General features: G+C 39.7%; 19 protein-coding genes. 17 read left to right on the forward strand and 2 right to left on the reverse strand.

Features of this window, described 5'->3' with window-relative positions:
* From D8844_RS04885 to D8844_RS04895, 3 genes are all read left to right on the forward strand, one after another.
* On the forward strand, positions 1–1,483 hold a 1,483-nt coding region (locus D8844_RS04885), incomplete at its 5' end, for a SpaA isopeptide-forming pilin-related protein (RefSeq protein ID WP_125422367.1).
* A gap of 592 nt (positions 1,484–2,075) precedes the next feature.
* Positions 2,076–5,438 (forward strand): Cna B-type domain-containing protein, encoded by a 3,363-nt coding sequence (locus tag D8844_RS04890; RefSeq protein ID WP_125422370.1) that lies wholly within the window; start codon positions 2,076–2,078, stop codon positions 5,436–5,438.
* 207 nt (positions 5,439–5,645) lie between these two features.
* The gene (locus D8844_RS04895; protein ID WP_125413738.1) at positions 5,646–6,386 is read left to right on the forward strand and encodes a class I SAM-dependent methyltransferase; all 741 of its coding nucleotides are present in this window, start codon (positions 5,646–5,648) and stop codon (positions 6,384–6,386) included.
* 83 nt (positions 6,387–6,469) lie between these two features.
* Here D8844_RS04895 and D8844_RS04900 read toward each other — a convergent pair whose 3' ends face one another.
* On the reverse strand, positions 6,470–6,829 hold the full coding sequence (locus D8844_RS04900; protein WP_125422373.1) for a DUF3397 domain-containing protein: 360 nt from the start codon (positions 6,827–6,829) through the stop codon (positions 6,470–6,472).
* A 91-nt stretch (positions 6,830–6,920) separates the two neighbouring features.
* On the opposite strand from D8844_RS04900, the gene mnmL reads away from it, so the two are divergent.
* The 5 genes from mnmL to D8844_RS04925 are packed head-to-tail and all read left to right on the forward strand — an operon-like array spanning position 6,921 to position 11,621.
* Complete coding sequence (gene mnmL / locus D8844_RS04905; RefSeq protein ID WP_070567050.1) at positions 6,921–7,859, forward strand: tRNA modification radical SAM protein MnmL/YtqA; 939 nt, start codon at positions 6,921–6,923, stop codon at positions 7,857–7,859.
* 1 nt (position 7,860) lies between these two features.
* Positions 7,861–8,418 carry a tRNA 5-(aminomethyl)-2-thiouridylate-methyltransferase MnmM gene (gene mnmM, locus D8844_RS04910; protein WP_125422376.1) on the forward strand — a complete coding sequence of 186 codons (558 nt, stop codon included), beginning with the start codon at positions 7,861–7,863 and terminating at the stop codon, positions 8,416–8,418.
* Entirely contained in the window at positions 8,411–8,665 is a 255-nt protein-coding gene (locus tag D8844_RS04915) for a hypothetical protein (RefSeq protein WP_000361094.1), read from the forward strand. Before mnmM ends, D8844_RS04915 begins: the two co-directional genes overlap by 8 nt.
* Positions 8,666–8,676: 11 nt before the next feature.
* A complete protein-coding gene (locus D8844_RS04920; RefSeq protein WP_125422378.1) occupies positions 8,677–10,731 on the forward strand; it encodes a cation:proton antiporter in 2,055 nt (684 codons plus the stop codon).
* 29 nt (positions 10,732–10,760) lie between these two features.
* On the forward strand, positions 10,761–11,621 hold the full coding sequence (locus D8844_RS04925; protein ID WP_125422381.1) for a YihY/virulence factor BrkB family protein: 861 nt from the start codon (positions 10,761–10,763) through the stop codon (positions 11,619–11,621).
* A gap of 39 nt (positions 11,622–11,660) precedes the next feature.
* Here the strand turns inward: D8844_RS04925 and queA are convergent, their stop codons facing one another.
* Positions 11,661–12,689: a tRNA preQ1(34) S-adenosylmethionine ribosyltransferase-isomerase QueA gene (gene queA, locus D8844_RS04930; protein ID WP_125422384.1), complete on the reverse strand. Its 1,029-nt coding sequence runs from the start codon at positions 12,687–12,689 to the stop codon at positions 11,661–11,663.
* Positions 12,690–12,839: 150 nt separating this feature from the next.
* Here queA and D8844_RS04935 point away from each other — a divergent pair, with 150 nt between their 5' ends.
* The 9 genes from D8844_RS04935 to hemW all read left to right on the forward strand — a co-directional run bounded on the left by D8844_RS04935 (position 12,840) and on the right by hemW (position 19,210).
* Complete coding sequence (locus tag D8844_RS04935) at positions 12,840–13,547, forward strand: glucosamine-6-phosphate deaminase (protein ID WP_125422387.1); 708 nt, start codon at positions 12,840–12,842, stop codon at positions 13,545–13,547.
* Positions 13,548–13,700: 153 nt separating this feature from the next.
* Positions 13,701–14,012: a hypothetical protein gene (locus tag D8844_RS04940; RefSeq protein ID WP_042768310.1), complete on the forward strand. Its 312-nt coding sequence runs from the start codon at positions 13,701–13,703 to the stop codon at positions 14,010–14,012.
* Positions 14,013–14,152: 140 nt separating this feature from the next.
* Complete coding sequence (gene rpsU / locus D8844_RS04945; protein ID WP_000048054.1) at positions 14,153–14,329, forward strand: 30S ribosomal protein S21; 177 nt, start codon at positions 14,153–14,155, stop codon at positions 14,327–14,329.
* Positions 14,330–14,393: 64 nt separating this feature from the next.
* Positions 14,394–15,356 carry a hypothetical protein gene (locus tag D8844_RS04950; protein WP_125422390.1) on the forward strand — a complete coding sequence of 321 codons (963 nt, stop codon included), beginning with the start codon at positions 14,394–14,396 and terminating at the stop codon, positions 15,354–15,356.
* Positions 15,357–15,492: 136 nt separating this feature from the next.
* Positions 15,493–16,428 (forward strand): HPr(Ser) kinase/phosphatase, encoded by a 936-nt coding sequence (hprK, locus tag D8844_RS04955; RefSeq protein ID WP_000115190.1) that lies wholly within the window; start codon positions 15,493–15,495, stop codon positions 16,426–16,428.
* On the forward strand, positions 16,421–17,209 hold the full coding sequence (lgt, locus tag D8844_RS04960) for a prolipoprotein diacylglyceryl transferase (RefSeq protein WP_042768309.1): 789 nt from the start codon (positions 16,421–16,423) through the stop codon (positions 17,207–17,209). The genes hprK and lgt overlap by 8 nt, the downstream gene beginning before the upstream one ends.
* The gene (locus tag D8844_RS04965) at positions 17,210–17,593 is read left to right on the forward strand and encodes a DUF948 domain-containing protein (protein WP_042768308.1); all 384 of its coding nucleotides are present in this window, start codon (positions 17,210–17,212) and stop codon (positions 17,591–17,593) included.
* A gap of 15 nt (positions 17,594–17,608) precedes the next feature.
* On the forward strand, positions 17,609–18,007 hold the full coding sequence (locus D8844_RS04970) for a YtxH domain-containing protein (RefSeq protein ID WP_042768307.1): 399 nt from the start codon (positions 17,609–17,611) through the stop codon (positions 18,005–18,007).
* 72 nt (positions 18,008–18,079) lie between these two features.
* Positions 18,080–19,210 carry a radical SAM family heme chaperone HemW gene (gene hemW / locus D8844_RS04975; protein ID WP_042768306.1) on the forward strand — a complete coding sequence of 377 codons (1,131 nt, stop codon included), beginning with the start codon at positions 18,080–18,082 and terminating at the stop codon, positions 19,208–19,210.

Raw genomic sequence — 19,210 nt, forward strand, 5'->3', positions numbered from 1 at the left:
CGATAAAGACGATGACCTTCCACGTAAGATTACCTTCAGCAAGGTTAGCCTTGGTGGAACAGAAATCGCAGGCGCTCAAATCAAGATCTACAAGGGCGATAAGGCAGAAGGCACAGNCGTAGAAAGCTGGACTTCAGAAGCTGGTAAGTCTAAAGATCTCAACTTGGCCCCAGGTACTTACACCTTCCATGAGGAAGCAGCCCCAACAGGTTACCTCAAAGTAACGGACATCACTTTCCAAGTCAAACANGACGGCACAGTGGAAGTGACNAATGTTGGTGAAAAAGACTCTAAGGGTGAAGAAAACAAAGTTGCCACAAACGGTTCAACTGTAACTGTAACCGATAAAGACGATGACCTCCCACGTAAGATTACCTTCAGTAAGGTTAGCCTTGGTGGTACGGAAATCGCAGGCGCTCAAATCAAGATCTATAAGGGCGATAAGGCAGAAGGTACAGCTGTAGAAAGCTGGACTTCAGAAGCTGGTAAGTCTAAAGATCTCAACTTGGCACCAGGTACTTACACCTTCCATGAGGAAGCAGCCCCAACAGGTTACCTCAAAGTAACGGACATCACTTTCCAAGTCAAACACGACGGCACAGTGGAAGTGACAAATGTTGGAGAAAAAGACTCTAAGGGTGAAGAAAACAAAGTTGCCACAAACGGTTCAACTGTAACTGTAACCGATAAAGACGATGACCTCCCACGTAAGATTACCTTCAGTAAGGTTAGCCTTGGTGGTACGGAAATCGCAGGCGCTCAAATCAAGATCTATAAGGGCGATAAGGCAGAAGGTACAGCTGTAGAAAGCTGGACTTCAGAAGCTGGTAAGTCTAAAGATCTCAACTTGGCACCAGGTACTTACACCTTCCATGAGGAAGCAGCCCCAACAGGTTACCTCAAAGTAACGGACATCACTTTCCAAGTCAAACACGACGGCACAGTGGAAGTGACAAATGTTGGAGAAAAAGACTCTAAGGGTGAAGAAAACAAAGTTGCCACAAACGGTTCAACTGTAACTGTAACCGACAAAGACGACGACCTACCACGTAAGATTACCTTCAGCAAGGTAAATCTAGCAGGTGAAGAAATCGCGGGCGCAAAAATCCAAATTTTCCGTGGAGAAAAAGTTGCAGGTAGTCCTGTGGCTGAATGGACTTCAAAGGCCAATCAATCACATGTACTTGATTTGACTCCAGGAGTATATACTTTCCATGAAGAAGCCGCTCCAACTGGATACTTAGCAGTAACAGATATTACATTCCAAGTTAACTACGACGGAACTGTAACAGTGGTAAATGCTAGTGGAAATCAGGTTGAGTTTAAGGATGGTAAGTTAGTAGTAACGGACCAAACTGAACCAGAAAATCCTAACCTACCAAACACTGGAAGTGAATCTGGACAAGCTGCATTAGCAGCAGGTTTAGCTCTTCTAGCTTTAGGTGCAGGTCTTGTAGCAACTAAACGAAGAAAAGAAGACTAATCTCATTTAGTAGCCAATAAGTACAGTAAAGAAAGATCAGGGATAACCCCCTGGTCTTTTTTCTATGATTCTGAATAATAAAATATGCTAAATTAAACTATTTACCAGTATGGTGTATGACTATTGCTAAATCTCTTCTGATTTTTACTTATATAAAATAGTTTGGATAATTATTAAGGTGTATCAAACTTATAAATAAATGGAATGTTTTTGCAATGTTTCTTTCTGTTTGTTTAAAAGAGAAGTTGTTCATAAGTGTACACTATACTTAAAGAAACTTCGGTCTGATGAAAGAATTAGTTTTTATGGCAGTAATTTTACACTGTGTCAATATTTTCAAAAGGCAATAACCTCATAATATTACAAAAAAAGTTAATTTTGTTTTATAATGAAATTAAAGGAGGTTTCTATATTAAAAATAGAACAAATATGATAAATATTGCACTCACATATAGTTATGAAACATGTTAATATGATGTAATTGATTCAATAACCCTCATGGATTTCAACGAATTCGAAAGGAGATGAGTGTTGAGATTTTATAATCATAGTTTGTCGTTTTAATGTTTTCGGTAATTTAGAAAGGAAGATTATGAAGAACAAGAAATTTTGGTTACCCATCCTAACTTCTCTGGCTTGTTTGCTAGGGATAATCTTTGCTCCAAATTCAGTTCAAGCAAAGGAACTGAAGAACGTTATCAGTAATATTGGAATTTGGGAGGTTGATAATGGTAAGTTTATAAAACCGGATGCGAATGGTGTTTATACACTTTCTCCTGAGCATCATAACTACTCAAATTATAAATTCACTGTTGATTACGATTTGAGCGCCTATGATGGTAAATTAGAGGACGGTGATACCTTTACCTTTACTGTTCCGAGCCCTTTAACTGTTAGAAATGAAACTTTTGATTTAAAAGATAAGGAAACAGATCTCGTTATCGGAGAAACTCAAATTGTATCAAACGGGGATAATAATGGTGGTAAGGCGACTATTACATTAAAAAATCTGAAAACCTATCTTGAGAAAAAAGGTGGCTATCAAGTCCAAAACGTTAAAGGAAATTTCTTTGTTGGTTTTAGTTCTAAAAATGAATTAAGCAATGAAACGCTCCGTTTTGATAAGACGGAAACCATAAATGAAATCACCCATCAAATCAAGGTTAAAAAAGGTGATACGGCTGATTATTCTGAAGGAATCGGTCGAGCTAATTTCAATAAATATCATGGTTTGATTTACAAAGAGGATTGGACATCCAAGGCTCTAAATAAGAGTGGAAAATACTTACACAGCTGGTATGTTCGTGTTAATCCGAAACAAGCAGCCTATAATAAAATTGAAATTCATGACTGGGTAGATCCAAATGCTTCACCAATGCAGATGATCCCTGAAACATTTAGCGTCACGGCAGGTTGGTATGATCAATATTATTACTTTAAAGATGAAGTGGTTTTAGAAGCTGGTAAGGATTACCAAGTAAAATGGAATGATTCTTACACAGAATTTACTTTAACAATTAACAATGCATCTTCAATTCTTGCGAAGAACGGTAAACCAGCAGCATTTCGAATTAATTATAAAACAAGTGCTCCAGCTGATGGCACGCAAGTCCAAAACAATGCTGAAATGAAGGGTGATGACCAGATTCTAACATATGACGACTATAGTAATAAGACTGTCGTTAAGCAAATCGGAAACTCAGTCGTTGCTTCTGGTGGTACAATTCAGTTAGAAACTGGTTACCGTATCATTCTTTACAAGGTCGACGAGCTGACTCATGACCGTCTAAAAGGAGCAAAATTCAAGATTACTCCTCCGGCAGGAGCTACGGCTAAAGAGGAAATTGTAACGACAAATGATAACGGAATTGCTGAATCATCTATTTACTCAGAAAGTGATATCAAGAAAGGGAACTTTACGGTAACCGAAATTGAGGCTCCTGAGGGATATGAGTTGAATCCTACTCCATTTGAGATGACTGTTGGACAAGATGGAGCTATCAAAACAGTTACAAATAAACGTAGCAAAGCTAAAGCCAAGATTAAAGCTAATAAAAAACTTACAGGACGTGAGTTGAAGGCTGAAGAGTTTGAATTCACTTTAACAGACCAAGATGGTAAGGTGAAAGAAACTGTGAAGAATGACAAAGACGGAAACATTGCTTTCTCAGAATTGGAATTCGACAAAGCAGGGACTTATACCTTTAAAATTGCTGAAAAAGCTGGCAGTGATACAAGCATCAAGTACGACACTAAAACTGTTACGGCTACAGTTACTGTAGCGGACAAGGGTAAAGGTGCACTTGAAGCAACTGTTTCTTACGATGATGAAAAAGCTTTCGAGAATACTTACACTCCAGCAAAAACGGAAGTTCCTGTGAAGAAAGTATGGAAGGACGAGAACAACCAAGACGGTAAACGTCCAACTTCTGTCACAGTTAAATTGCTTGCAGATGGTCAAGATACTGGTAAAACACTTGAATTGACTGAAGCAAATGGTTGGGCTGGAAGCTTCAAAGACCTTGATGCTGATAAAGGCGGAACACCTATTAAGTACACAGTAGTAGAAGTAACTGTTGCTGGTTATACTTCTGAAATTACTGGTGATGCTGCATCAGGATTCACCATCACAAATAGCTATTCACCAGAAACAGTTGATGTAAAAGCAACTAAGAACTGGGATGACGCTAATAACCAAGACGGCAAACGTCCGACTAAGATTACAATCAATCTTTTAGCAGACGGTGAGAAAGTTGCATCGAAAGAGGTTCAAGCAGCTGCAGACGGAACATGGACTGCTACATTCGAAAAATTAGCAAAATATAAAGCTGGTAAAGAAATCAAATACACTGTAACAGAAGAAGCCGTAGCAGAATACGAAGCGACTATTACAGACTTTACCATCACAAACAAATATGCTCCTAAAGAAATTGACTACAAGGTAACAAAAGTATGGAACGATGCGAACAACCAAGACGGTAAACGTCCTGAGTCCGTAACGGTTCAACTTTATAAAAAAGTAGGAAATGCAGATCCAGTAGCTGTTGAAGGTAAGAAATTGACCTTAACAGCTAAGGAAAAGACTGATGATAACACTTGGGTAGCATCCTTCACCAATCTTCCACAATACGAAGCTGGAAAAGAAATCACCTATTCTATCAAGGAAGTGGATGTACCAGCTGGTTACGAAGCCTCTGTGACTGGTCAAGTAGTGACAAACACCTATAACCCAGAAACAGTTGTTCTTTCAGGAACTAAGGTGTGGAAAGATAACAACAACCAAGACGGTAAACGTACAAGATCTGTGAAAGTTCAAATTCTTAACGGCGAAAAAGTTGTTCAAGAAATTGAAGTTTCAGAAAAAACTGGCTGGAAGTTCGAATCTAAAAAACTTCCTAAGTATGAGAATGGTAAGGAAATCAAGTACACTGTCAAAGAAACTGCTATGACAGAATACAAAGCAACCATCACTACAGACAAAGATGGCAAGTACACCATTACCAACGAACATACTCCAGAAAAAACAGCTGTAAAAGGTCATAAGATCTGGAAAGATGAAGATAACAAAGATGGCATCCGTCCAGCATCTATCACCGTAAAACTTCTTGCAGATGGTAAGGAAACTGGTCAGACAGCTACAGTGTCAGAAACAAGTGGCTGGACTTATGAGTTTACAGGTCTTGATCGTTATCAAGAAGGTAAGGAGATTGCCTACACTGTTGAAGAAGTGAATGTTCCAGATGGTTATACAGCTTCAGTAGAAGGTTACAACATTACAAATACACACACTCCAGAAAAACCAACACCTGGCAAACCAAATGAACCAGGTAAGCCTAAAAAGGGTGGGGAATTACCTAATACAGGAAGCGAGTCTAACCAAGCGACTCTAGTAGCTGGAATCGCCCTTCTTGGATTGGGAACAGGATTCTTGGCAAGACGCAAAAAAGAAGATTAAGTTTTTTAAACGGTATCTTTCACGAAATTTTGCAAGGCAGTTTAAAAGTGGAAACAAGTGTCAATGGAAATTGGCACTTGTTTTTTTTGTAACTAACCCTGGTTCTACTACCGGATACAAGTGGATAGTTGCCACTTACTGAAAAGCTATTGTTTTTGCGATGAATTCCTCTATAATAGGTGACAAATAGAAAAGGAGATGTTGCATATGATTGAAACAAGATTACAAGATAAATTGAAGGCAGGTTTAGAGGTGGAAAATTTTCAAAAAGAAGGGGCTATCTATCTGTCTCTTAATCCTGATTATCTATCTGGAGATAATGCTAAATACATGACCATGTATAACCGTATGGCTCGCTGGTACGATATGAGTGAGAAATGGATAGGACCACTTCTCCACGGCAAAGCAATTGATAAGTTGAGAAGGGATCTGATGGAGGAAATAGAATGGAAAGATAATTTATCTGTTCTTTATGTCTCTATCGGGACTGGCCAAGACCTACGTTATATTCCTGATACAGTTGACCTGAAAAGTTTAGACTTTGTAGGGGTGGATATTTCTATCAGTATGCTAAAAAAATGCCAGAAATCTTGCGCTAAAAAGACCAATCTGCAACTTTTCCATGCTTGCGCGGAGGATCTACCCTTTGCGGATAATAGTTTTGACATTGTCTACCATATTGGCGGAATCAATTTTTTCAATGATAAGGCCAAGGCTATGCAGGAAATGCTACGAGTGGCGAAGCCAGGAACAAAAATTTTAATCGCAGATGAGACGGCTGACTATGTGGATCAGCAATATAAGAAAAATCATTTTAGTAAGGATTATTTCAAAGATGCTACTGTTGATTTGAGTGAAATTGAGAATGCTGTTCCAAGCGAAGTTAAGGAAAAGGAAATGAAACTTCTTTGGGATGGCAAATTCTACGCCTTAACATTTAGGAAATAAGAAAAAGTATCTTGGTAGAGCTTAGAAAACAAGGTATGAAGATAAAAACATTCCCTTAGACAGCTGTCTGAGGGAATGTTTTTTTATGGGAGCATCATCAATTCGACAATCATTGCTATGTAGATGATTAAGGTAAGGAGAAAACCGGTTCTCCAGAAAAATTTGATGAATTTAGGGTAATAAAAACTTCGTTTTTTGACAAGGAAAAAGACTACAAGGAGGATTGCTAGGAGAGAAAGTACGACTCCAAGTCGCGGTAGAAAGTTGTGGGTAAAAGCTTTAGCAGTAATCAGGTAGTACTCAAATACCAAAAATGGAAAAGCTAGATCCGCGAAATTAAATCCTATTTTCCTAAGTCCGAAAAGCTTGGTGACAATAAAGCAAACCACCAAGGTTAATATCAATAATAAAATAGATGCTATTTTCATTAAAATCATACCCATATTGTATCATAAAAAAACGCTAAAGGAAATGAGAAACAAGGGAATTTGTAGGAAAGTCAGGCTTTTGAGATTGTAGGTGTTTTTTGTTATAATGAAAGTTATGAAATCTTATAATACCTTGAATGATTATTATCGAAAACTTTTTGGAGAAAAGACTTTCAAAGTTCCTATTGATGCGGGATTTGACTGTCCAAATCGTGATGGAACTGTAGCTCATGGTGGTTGTACTTTTTGTACGGTTTCAGGTTCGGGAGATGCCATTGTGGCACCGGATGCCCCTATCCGTGAGCAATTTTATAAGGAAATTGACTTTATGCACCGCAAATGGCCAGATGTTAAAAAGTATCTAGTTTATTTCCAAAACTTTACCAACACCCATGAAAAGGTGGAAGTGATTCGGGAACGTTATGAGCAGGCTATCAACGAGCCAGGTGTAGTAGGAATCAATATCGGAACACGGCCAGACTGTTTACCCGATGAAACCATCGAATATTTGGCTGAGTTGTCGGAACGCATGCATGTGACGGTAGAATTGGGCTTACAGACAACCTTTGAAGCAACATCTGAGCTGATTAACCGTGCCCATTCTTATGAATTGTATGTGGAAACGGTCAAACGCTTGAGGAAATATCCTAAGATTGAGATTGTTTCCCATTTGATCAATGGTTTGCCTGGTGAGACTCATGAGATGATGATTGAAAATGTCCGCCGCTGCGTCACGGATAATGATATTCAAGGAATTAAACTGCACTTGCTTCACCTCATGACCAATACACGGATGCAGCGAGATTACCACGAAGGACGCTTGCAACTGATGAGTCAGGATGAGTATGTCAAGGTCATTTGTGACCAACTAGAAATCATTCCTAAGCATATCGTCATCCATCGAATTACAGGAGATGCACCTAGAGATATGCTGATTGGTCCTATGTGGAGCCTCAATAAATGGGAAGTGCTAAATGCTATTGAAACTGAGATGCGACGTCGTGGAAGTGTGCAAGGATGCAAGGCTGTAAAACAGGAGTTTTAAAATGAAAAGACCACTTGAGATGGCACATGATTTTTTAGCGGAAGTCGTGACAAAAGAGGATATTGTTGTGGATGCGACCATGGGTAATGGCCATGATACCCTTTTTCTAGCCAAGCTAGCTAAGAAAGTCTATGCCTTTGATATCCAGGAGCAGGCTTTGGAGAAAACCCAAGAGCGTTTGGATCAGGCAGGTATGACAAATGCCCAGTTAATCTTGCAAGGTCATGAGACACTAGACCAGTTTGTGACAGACGCTAAGGCAGGGATTTTTAATCTGGGTTATCTGCCTTCTGCTGACAAATCCGTCATCACACAACCTCAGACTACTATCGAAGCCTTAGAAAAGCTTTGCCATTTGCTTGTCAAAGGAGGACGGATTGCTATCATGATCTACTATGGTCATGAAGGAGGAGACACCGAGAGGGATGCTGTGTTGGATTGTGTTAGCCAGTTGAACCAACAAGAGTATACAGCTGTTATTTATCGAACTCTCAACCAAGTTAACAATCCACCGTTTTTAGTTATGATTGAAAAATTAGAAAGGTATAGACATGGATAAACAATACCTTCGTGAGAAGCTTGAGGCAATGCGCCAAAATTTTGTCGAGTCAACGCATCACGAGCGAGCAGTCGGGGTGCTCGACGAAGCACATATGAGCAAGAAAATGCTTAAAATCAAGAAAAAATTAGTGGCTCTTGAAATGGAACGATGCCAGAAAAAAATTGAGCACAAAGACTGTTCTAAGATTGATCAGAAAATCCAAGAGCAAAAGGAGATTTTTGAATCTTGTTGTAAAAAAGATTAAGGAGGAATTGTGTGGAATTACTCATTTACTTGATTCTATTTTTATTTGTCTTAATCATTTCAACTACGACCAATAAACTTCTGCCTTTTTTACCCCTTCCTCTGGTGCAAATCCTTTTGGGGATTGGGATTGGCTTATTTGTTCCCGATACGGACTTTCATCTCAATACAGAGCTGTTTCTGGCCGTGGTTATTGGTCCCTTACTTTTCCGGGAGGCAGAAGAAGCGGATATTACGTCCATTTTGAAGCACTGGCGGATTGTCGTCTTTCTAATTTTTCCTGTGATTTTTATCTCGACCTTAAGCTTAGGAGGTATGGCTCATTTCCTTTGGATGACTCTTCCTTTAGCTGCCTGTTTAGCAGTTGGAGCGGCACTTGGGCCAACTGATTTGGTTGCCTTTGCATCTCTTTCTGAACGTTTTCGTTTTCCAAAACGGGTTTCTAATATTTTAAAAGGGGAAGGACTCTTAAATGACGCTTCTGGTTTGGTTGCCTTTCAGATGGCTCTTGCTGCTTGGACAACAGGAACGTTTTCTCTCAGCCAAGCTGGGACTTCCCTAGCACTTTCTATCCTTGGTGGTTTTGTAGTCGGTTTTGTGACGGCTATGGTCAATCGTTTCTTGCATACCTTTTTACTGAGTGTGCGAGCGATAGATATAGCTAGTGAACTATTGCTAGAGCTAAGTTTGCCACTCATGACTTTTTTTATCGCAGAAGAGTTTCATGTTTCAGGGATTATCGCAGTAGTGGTTGCAGGTATTTTGAAGGCCAGTCGCTTTAAGAAAATTACGCTCCTTGAGGCTCAAGTTGACACCGTGACGGAGACCGTCTGGCATACCGTGACCTTTATGCTAAATGGATCAGTCTTTGTTATCTTGGGAATGGAGTTAGAGTTGATTGCGGAGCCAATTTTGTCTAATTCTCTCTACAATCCCCTTCTTTTACTGATTTCAGTTGTCGTTCTGACCTTCTTGCTTTTTGCGATCCGCTTTGTCATGATTGCTGGTTTTTACTTTGTGAGGACGCGTCGACTCAAGAAAAAAATTCATAAGTACATGAAAGATATGCTTCTTTTGACCTTCTCTGGTGTCAAAGGGACAGTATCTATCGCGACCATTCTCCTCATACCAAGTCATTTGGAGCAGGAATATCCTTTGTTGCTCTTCCTTGTAGCAGGCGTTACACTGTTGAGCTTTCTAACAGGTTTATTGATTCTCCCTCACTTATCTGAAGAACAAGAGGAAAGCAAGGATCATTTGATGCATATTGCGATTTTGAATGATGTAGCTGCAGAATTAGAAAAAGAACTAGACCATCACAAGAACAAACTCCCTCTTTATGCAGCTATTGATAATTATCATGGTCGGATTGAAAACCTCATCCTTAGTCTGGAAAATAAGAGAGTCCAAGAGGACTGGGAGTCCCTCAAACTTCTTATCTTGAGTATTGAGAGTGATGGTTTGGAGCAAGCCTACGAGGAAAATAGAATTAGTGAGCGTGGCTATCGAGTTTACCAGCGTTACCTAAAAAACATGGAGCAGAGTATCAATCGGAATTTCGCTTCTAGAGTGACTTATTACTTCCTAGTTTCCTTACGGATACTGCGCTTTCTACTCCATGAAATGTTTACCTTTGGCAAAACTTTCCGTAGTTGGATGAATGAAGAATCTCGTAAACTACTAGCAGTTGACTATGATCAGATTTCAGAGTTGTATTTGGAAAATACAGAGCTGATTATCGAGAGTTTGGAAAACCTCAAAGGGGTTTACAAGAGTTCTCTGATTAGTTTTATGCAAGAGTCTCGTCTACGCGAGACGGCCATTATCGGAAGCGGTGCTTTTGTTGAGCGGGTTATCAATCGCATCAAGCCAAACAATATCGATGAAATGCTACGAGGCTACTATCTCGAACGTAAGGCAATCTTTGAATACGAAGAAGCTAAACTGATAACAGCCAAGTATGCCAAAAAACTACGCCAAAATGTGAATAATTTAGAGAATTATTCTCTGAAAGAGGCTGCAAATACCTTGCCTTATGATATGCTAGATTTAATCAGAAGAACTTAGACGATGAAGAAAATGACGGAGGATGAAACATGAAAAAGTGGTGGAAAGAGCTGATGGACAGGCCCTTATTGAAAGCTTTTTTGCATTACTATCAAGCATCTGATAGCGAGTTGACCAGTGTCGCTGTTGCCTACTATTGGTTGATTTCAATCTTTCCTTTGCTGATGATAATGGTCAATATCTTGCCTTATTTTCAGATTCCGGTCTCAAATTTCTTACTGACGATTAAGGAATTCTTGCCTGATACGGTGTATGATGTGGTTGCCAAGATTGTCCGAGAAGTTCTGACTCAACCATCAACTGGTTTGCTGAGTTTTGCCGTTTTATCTGCACTCTGGACCTTTTCAAAATCAATGGATTTTCTCCAAAAAGCCTTTAACAAAGCCTATGGAGTGACCAAGAGTCGAGGAATTATCTCCCATCAGTTGATGAGTCTACTTGTTAGTTTTGGCCTGCAGATTCTTTTTGCCTTGGCCTTGTTTTTGAGTATGTTTGGTCGTATGTTGCTCAACCTCCTCAAAACTTACTGGCAATCAGATAGTCCGCTATTTTCCTACCTGCAAGATTTTACAGGCCCTCTGGTCTATGCCTTGATCTTTGCCATTCTAGTCATGATTTATTACTTCCTTCCAAAAGTAAAAGCACCACGAATCCGCTATGTTTTACCAGGAAGTGTCTTTGGCTTGCTAACTCTTATCTTTTTATTGAACATCTTTTCTGTCTACGTCAATAGTTATGTCAATCATCTGGTTGACGTTCGATTTTTCAGTTCCATTATCGTGGTAGTCATGATGTTCTGGTTTATTCTCATTGCAAAGATTTTGATTATCGGAGCAGTTATCAATGCCAGTGTTCAGAGTTTGAAAGATCCAAAGTTTGGTATAGAATAATTAGAAAAATCCCTATTAGGTTTCCTAATAGGGATTTTCTTAATAGATAAACATGGCATCTCCAAAACTGAAGAAGCGGTAGCGTTCTTGGATGGCATGGTGATAGGCATCTAGGACTAAGTCACGACCGGCAAAGGCAGAAACTAGCATAACAAGAGTTGACTTGGGCAGGTGGAAGTTGGTTGAAAAAGCATCTACAACCTTCCAGTCGTAGCCTGGTTTGATAAAGATATTGGTCCAACCAGAATCTGCTTGGATTTGCCCATTAAACTTGGAACCGATGGTTTCCAGTGTGCGGATAGAAGTGGTTCCTACAGCGATGACGCGACCTCCATTTTCCTTAACAGAGCGAAGGGTGGCTGCTGCTTCCTCAGAAAGTTGGTAGAATTCGGAGTGCATTTCATGTTCGTCCAGATTGTCAACAGAGACAGGTCTAAAGGTTCCGAGTCCGACGTGAAGAGTGAGATAGACCAGATGAACACCTTTGGCTTGGATTTCTGCTAGCAGTTCTTTAGTAAAGTGGAGACCAGCAGTCGGTGCAGCAGCAGAGCCACTTTCTTTAGCGTAGACCGTTTGATAACGTTCACGGTCATCTAGTTTTTCGTGGATATAGGGCGGTAGTGGCATTTCACCTAGACTTTCCAAAATTTCTAGGAAAATTCCTTGGTATTCAAAGCGGACAATACGGCCTCCGTGGGTCAATTCTTCCGTAACGACGGCGCTGAGGCGACCATCGCCAAAGATGACACGAGTACCAACCTTGAGGCGTTTGGCAGGTTTAGCCAGAACTTCCCACTCATCACCACTAGTATTTTTGAGTAGGAGAAGTTCCACATGGCCTCCTGTCTCTTCCTTTTGACCATAGAGGCGGGCAGGGAGAACGCGAGTGTCATTCATGACAAGAGCATCACCAGGTTCCAGCATATCGATAATAGAGTGGAAGTGTTTATCCTGCATTTCTCCCGTCTCACGATTAACGATAAGGAGTTTAGACGCATCTCGTTTTTCCAGTGGTGTTTGGGCAATCAATTCCTCAGGCAAGTGGAAATCAAAATCAACTGTATTCATATATCTGTTCATTCTTTCTAAATTCTAATCCTATCCATTATAACATGTTTCAAGTTTGGACGCTCTTTTTTTAGAAATTAAATCGTTTTCACTTGACAAAAATTGGTCTATACCATATAATAAATATAGATTAAAACGGAGGATGAAAAGATGAAAGTTATTAAAGTTGAAAATCAAGTCGAAGGTGGAAAAGTTGCTTTTGAGATTTTGAAGGAAAAATTGGCCAATGGTGCTCAAACATTAGGACTTGCGACAGGAAGTAGCCCGCTTGAATTTTACAAAGAAATCGTTGAAAGTGACCTTGATTTTTCAAATCTAACCAGTGTAAACCTCGATGAGTATGTAGGGCTTGATGGAGATAATCCACAGTCTTACCGTTACTTCATGCAAGAAAACTTGTTTAACCAAAAACCATTTAAAGAAAGTTTCTTGCCACGTGGTGTTAAGGATAATGCTGAAGAAGAAGTAGAACGCTACAATCAAATTTTGGATGACCATCCTGTTGATTTGCAAATTTTGGGAATCGGTCGCAATGGACATATTGGCTTTAACGAGCCAGGAACTCCATTTGATAGCCAAACGCATCTAGTCGAACTTGACCAGTCTACTATCGAAGCTAATGCTCGCTTCTTTGACAAGATTGAAGACGTTCCAACTCAAGCCATTTCAATGGGAATTAAAAACATCTTGGATGCCAAGTCAATTATTCTCTTTGCCTACGGTGAGTCGAAAGCAGAAGCCATTGCCGGAACAGTATCAGGCCCAGTGACTGAGAATCTCCCAGCAAGTAGCCTACAAAACCACCCTGATGTGACTATTATCGCTGATGCAGAAGCGCTCAGCTTACTTGAAAAATAAAAATTACAAGAACCGCTTGCTCTTTGGAGTGAGTGGTTTTTTCTAGCTTTCATGAGTCAATAGAAAGAAGTGGTATAATAGATTGGTAGAACAACTATATCTAGTTAGGTTCAATTTTTACTATTTTATGATATACAAGGAGAGAATGAAAGTATGCTATTAGAAAATAATCTGATAAAAGACAATACACGAGCTGAAAACAAAAGCTTTCTCTATTATTTACACGAGGAAAAAGTATTTGATTCGCAGTCGCTGGCTGATTTATGTCGCTACGTAGAAAAGCTCGAGTCTATTAGTATAGATCAGATGAGAGATTTGCATTTTATTGAAAATCAAATTCTTCGTCATCTGGTATATCATTTTGACAGCAATGACTTGAGTAAGATTTCGAATCTTCCTGATCAATATTGGAAATATATTGAACCTTTTGAACAAGCCGTAACAAAGTTGTATGATTTGATGTAAAAATTGGTGGATTTGATAAAGTATAGGCAAGAAAGTAATTATTGAATCGGAAAATCGGAATAAATGTAGGTTTTCCCTTGACAATTATTCATTTTGCGTGTAAAATGGAATAGATCTTGAACTTGAAGGGAGTGAAAAAAATGTCTAAAACAGTAGTACGTAAGAATGAATCTCTTGACGATGCACTTCGTCGTTTCAAACGTGCGGTTACTAAAGCTGGTACTCTTCAAGAAACACGCAAACGTGAATTCTATGAAAAACCTTCTGTAAAACGTAAACGTAAATCAGAAGCAGCTCGTAAACGTAAAAAATTCTAATTTGAAATGAAAGGCTAGACTTGTCTAGTCTTTTTTTACATAGTGTTTAGAGGAATAAATTGTTATGAGAGAGTATATAAAAGAATATCAAAAGATGCGTGAAAATCACTTGGAAGATTGGGGTTATTGTGCTGATCCGATCGATTGGAAGGAATTTGAAGAGTCAAACCAAAGAATTTTTGAAAAGTATTTGACAGATTCAAAAGTATCGTCTGACAAGGTTTTAAGGGTAAAATTATACAGTAGCTTATTGCTAGATGATATTAAATATTTTGCCTATTATGCTGCGTTTTTAGATGGGGATTATAAGCAGTTAAACAACGCTCTATGGCAAACAGGAAGAACCGAGTTGCTGAGAGGCGGTTTGTTGGCAAGTGGAACCATCTACACAGATGGGATTTTGAATGGCTTGTTTACCTCTTTTGCTTGTAACGATTTTTCAGTCATTCCATTTTTCGTCCCCAAAGATTTACCCTTGTTGAGAGGAACCTATTATCCAGAAAATGTGATTAATCTTTTATACGCTCTTTATTATCAAGATGAAGAAAGATTATCCGAGTCCCTCTTGCGTGCACAACAGTTTTTAGAGAAGAAAAAACGAACTGGTATGGAAGAATTTTCTGTTCGGTATTTTATCAGTTTGGCAAGAAAAGATGCAGTTGCATTAAGTGAGTCCTTACAAAGTTTATGCCAAGCTTATCAGAGACGAGGCTTCCCCTATGAAAAGATTGATAAGTGCTTTGCGGATGAGATCCATGGTCTATATCGTTTGGTACGATTTTTTGACCATTCCTTGTTCGAAGAAGTCAGTATGCCATCTCATAAAACTGTTTTGAAGGAGTTTGAAGAATGGCAAGTCCGAAATCAGTTTCCAAAAGGTCAACAGTTCTATATCTATCCTCAAGATATGGCTGATGCAAACAGAATGTTAACAAAAGGTCTTCCAAGGATTTACTTAGAAAAATCTGGAAGGGACTTGGTGATAGATGTTGACCAATTTGCAGTAGATTTGTCTCGATTAATTTGAAGGAGTACGAAAAGACTTCCTAGTCAAATCTTTTCCCAAGCTACATCAAATAAATACTGTAAATCCTGCAAAAAAAGGAAACTTCCACCTACAATCTGATATAATAGTAGGGAGAACTCGATTGAAGGAGGAAATTATGTCGGTTTTAGTAAGAGATGTCATTGAAAAACTCAGACTAGATATTGTCTATGGTGAAGGCGAATTACTTGAAAAAGAAATCAATACTGCAGACATTATGAGACCTGGTCTTGAAATGACGGGCTATTTTGATTACTATACACCAGAACGGATTCAGCTTTTAGGGATGAAGGAGTGGTCCTATTTAGTTGCCATGCCTGCCCAGAACCGTTATCAAGTTTTGAAGAAAATGTTTCTACCTGAAACACCTGCGGTTATCGTGGCTCGTGGTCTGGTGGTACCAGAGGAAATGTTGAGGGCTGCTAGAGAATGCAAGATTGCGATTTTAACCAGTCGAACAGCAACCAGTCGTTTATCTGGAGAACTTTCTAGCTACCTTGATTCCCGTTTGGCTAAACGTACCAGTGTGCACGGTGTCTTGATGGATATCTATGGCATGGGTGTCTTGATCCAAGGGGATAGTGGTATCGGTAAGAGCGAGACAGGTCTTGAACTTGTGAAGCGTGGACACCGTCTAGTAGCAGACGATCGTGTAGATATTTATTCTAAGGATGAGATGACTCTTTGGGGCGAACCTGCTGAAATCTTGAAACATTTACTTGAGATTCGTGGAGTTGGGATTATCGATATCATGAGTCTCTATGGTGCAAGTGCTGTAAAAGATTCTTCACAAGTTCAGCTAGCAGTTTATTTGGAAAATTACGATACGCATAAGACCTTTGACCGTCTAGGAAACAATGCTGAAGAACTCGAAGTTTCTGGTGTAACGATTCCGCGTATCCGCATCCCAGTAAAAACAGGACGCAATATCTCCGTTGTCATTGAGGCGGCTGCCATGAACTACCGTGCTAAAGAAATGGGCTTTGATGCGACACGTTTATTTGAAGAACGCTTGACAAATCTAATCGCTCAAAATGAGGTGAAACATGATTAATCCAGTCGCATTTGAAATTGGTCCCTTTGCTATTCGTTGGTATGCTTTGTGTATTGTAGCTGGTTTGGTTCTGGCAGTCTATCTTGCTATGAAAGAAGCTCCTAAAAAGAAAATCCTGTCAGATGATATTTTAGATTTTATCCTGATTGCTTTTCCGGTAGCTATTTTAGGTGCTAGACTATACTACGTACTCTTTCGTTTAGATTATTATCTGCAAAATCCAGGTGAAATCATTGCCATCTGGAATGGTGGTTTGGCCATTTACGGAGGCTTGATAGCGGGCGCTATTGTTCTTTATATCTTTGCAGATAGAAAGTTGATTAATACTTGGGATTTCTTAGACATTGCAGCACCGAGCGTCATGGTTGCCCAGAGTTTAGGGCGCTGGGGGAACTTCTTTAACCAAGAAGCTTATGGTGCAGCGGTAGATAGTCTGGATTATTTGCCAGGCTTTATCCGTGACCAGATGTACATTGAGGGTAGCTACCGTCAGCCGACCTTCTTATATGAGTCGGTTTGGAATCTGATTGGATTTGCTTTGATTTTGATTTTTAGACGAAAATTAAAGGGAATCAGACGTGGTCAGATCACTGCTTTCTACTTGATTTGGTACGGTTTTGGTCGTATGATCATCGAAGGAATGCGGACAGATAGTCTCATGTTCTTTGGTCTGCGAGTTTCCCAATGGTTATCAGTTGTCCTTATCGGACTCGGTATTTTTATCATACTTTATCAAAATCGAAAGAAAGCCCCTTTCTATCATACAGAGGAGGAAAAATAAATGTTAGAAGTTGCATATATACTTGTTGCGATTGCTTTGATTGTCTGTTTAGTCTATTTGACAATCACGATTCAAAAAGCAGGTCGAATGATTGATGAGACGGAGAAAACCATCAAAACCTTGTCTTCAGATGTAGATGTTACCTTACATCATACCAATGAATTGTTGGTAAAAGTTAATGTCTTGGTTGACGATATCAATATCAAAGTTGCGACGATTGATCCACTCTTTACGGCGGTGGCTGACTTATCTGAGTCAGTATCTGACCTCAACCAACATGCACGTGTTTTAGGCAAAAAAGCTTCATCTGCTGGTTCAAAGACCATTAAAACAGGTGCAGGCTTGTCAGCTCTTCGTGTTGCAAGTAAATTTTTCAAAAAATAAAAAAGGAGAAATCTCATGGGAAAACTATCCTCTATCCTTTTAGGAACTGTATCAGGTGCAGCTTTGGCCTTGTTCTTAACCAGTGACAAGGGCAAGCAAGTTTGCAGTCAAGCTCAAGATTTTCTAGATGATTTGAGAGAAGATCCAGAATATGCCAAAGAGCAAGTCTGTGAGAAATTGACAGAAGTGAAAGAACAAGCAACGGACTTTGTGCTGAGAACAAAGGAACAAGTAGAATCTGGTGAAATTACTTTTGAAAGTGTCCTTGATCAAGCCAAAACATGTGCACGACAAGCGACGGAAGTATCAAAAGAAACCTTTAACAATCTCAAGGAGCAATGGCAAGAACAGTCAGCAACTCCCGATGTTGCTGAAGACCAAGAAGAAATCATCATTGATATTACTGAAGTATAAGGTATCACCATCTCTGGTTCTGGAGATGGTGATTTTTATCTGGAAAGCAGTCTTTGTGGTATAATAAATACTATGCAGAAAAAACCAACGTCAGCCTATGTGCATATCCCCTTTTGCACACAGATTTGTTATTATTGTGACTTTTCAAAGGTGTTTATTAAGAATCAACCAGTAGATAGTTATTTGGAGCATCTGCTAGAAGAGTTTCGTTCTTATGATATCCAAAAGTTGCGAACTCTCTATATTGGAGGTGGGACACCAACAGCTTTGTCAGCTCCGCAACTAGAAGTGCTCTTGAATGGCTTGACCAAAAACTTGGACTTGTCAGTCTTAGAAGAGTTGACCATTGAGGCCAATCCAGGAGATCTAGACGTGGATAAGATTGCGGTTTTGAAACAGTCGCCAGTCAATCGTGTTTCACTCGGTGTGCAGACCTTTGATGACAAAATGCTGAAAAAGATTGGGCGCAGTCATTTGGAGAAGGATATTTATGAAAATATCGACCGTCTTAAATTGGCTGGTTTTGACAATATCTCCATCGACTTGATCTACGCTCTTCCCGGTCAGACCATGGATCAGGTCAAGGAAAATGTGGCTAAGGCCATTTCGCTTGATATTCCTCATATGAGCCTTTATAGCTTGATTTTGGAGAATCATACGGTCTTTATGAACCGTATGCGTCGTGGGAAACTGCCCCTGCCCAAGGAGGAACTGGAAGCGGAGATGTTTGAGTACATCATCGCAGAGCTTGAGCGAGCTGGTTTTGAGCATTATGAGATTTCGAATTTCTCTAAGCCTGGATTTGAAAGTCGCCACAATCTCATGTACTGGGATAATGCCGAGTATTATGGTATCGGTGCGGGTGCTTCAGGTTATGTCAATGGGGTACGTTATAAAAACCACGGTCCTATCCGCCACTATCTCAATGCGGTAGAGGCAGGAAATGCTCGGATTACAGAAGAACACCTGAGTCAAAGGGAGCAGATGGAAGAAGAAATGTTCCTAGGCCTCCGCAAGAAATCTGGGGTTTCCATGGCGCGATTTGAGGAAAAATTCGAACGGTCTTTTGATGGACTTTATGGCGAAATCATCAGAGACTTGGTTCAACAAGGTCTTATGCAGATCGATGGTGATCGTGTCCGAATGACAAAGAGAGGTCTCTTTTTAGGAGACACTGTAGCAGAACGATTTATTTTGGAGTAG

It is taken from the genome of Streptococcus oralis, from assembly GCF_003942875.1.
GTDB classification, from domain to species: Bacteria; Bacillota; Bacilli; order Lactobacillales; family Streptococcaceae; genus Streptococcus; species Streptococcus oralis_BX.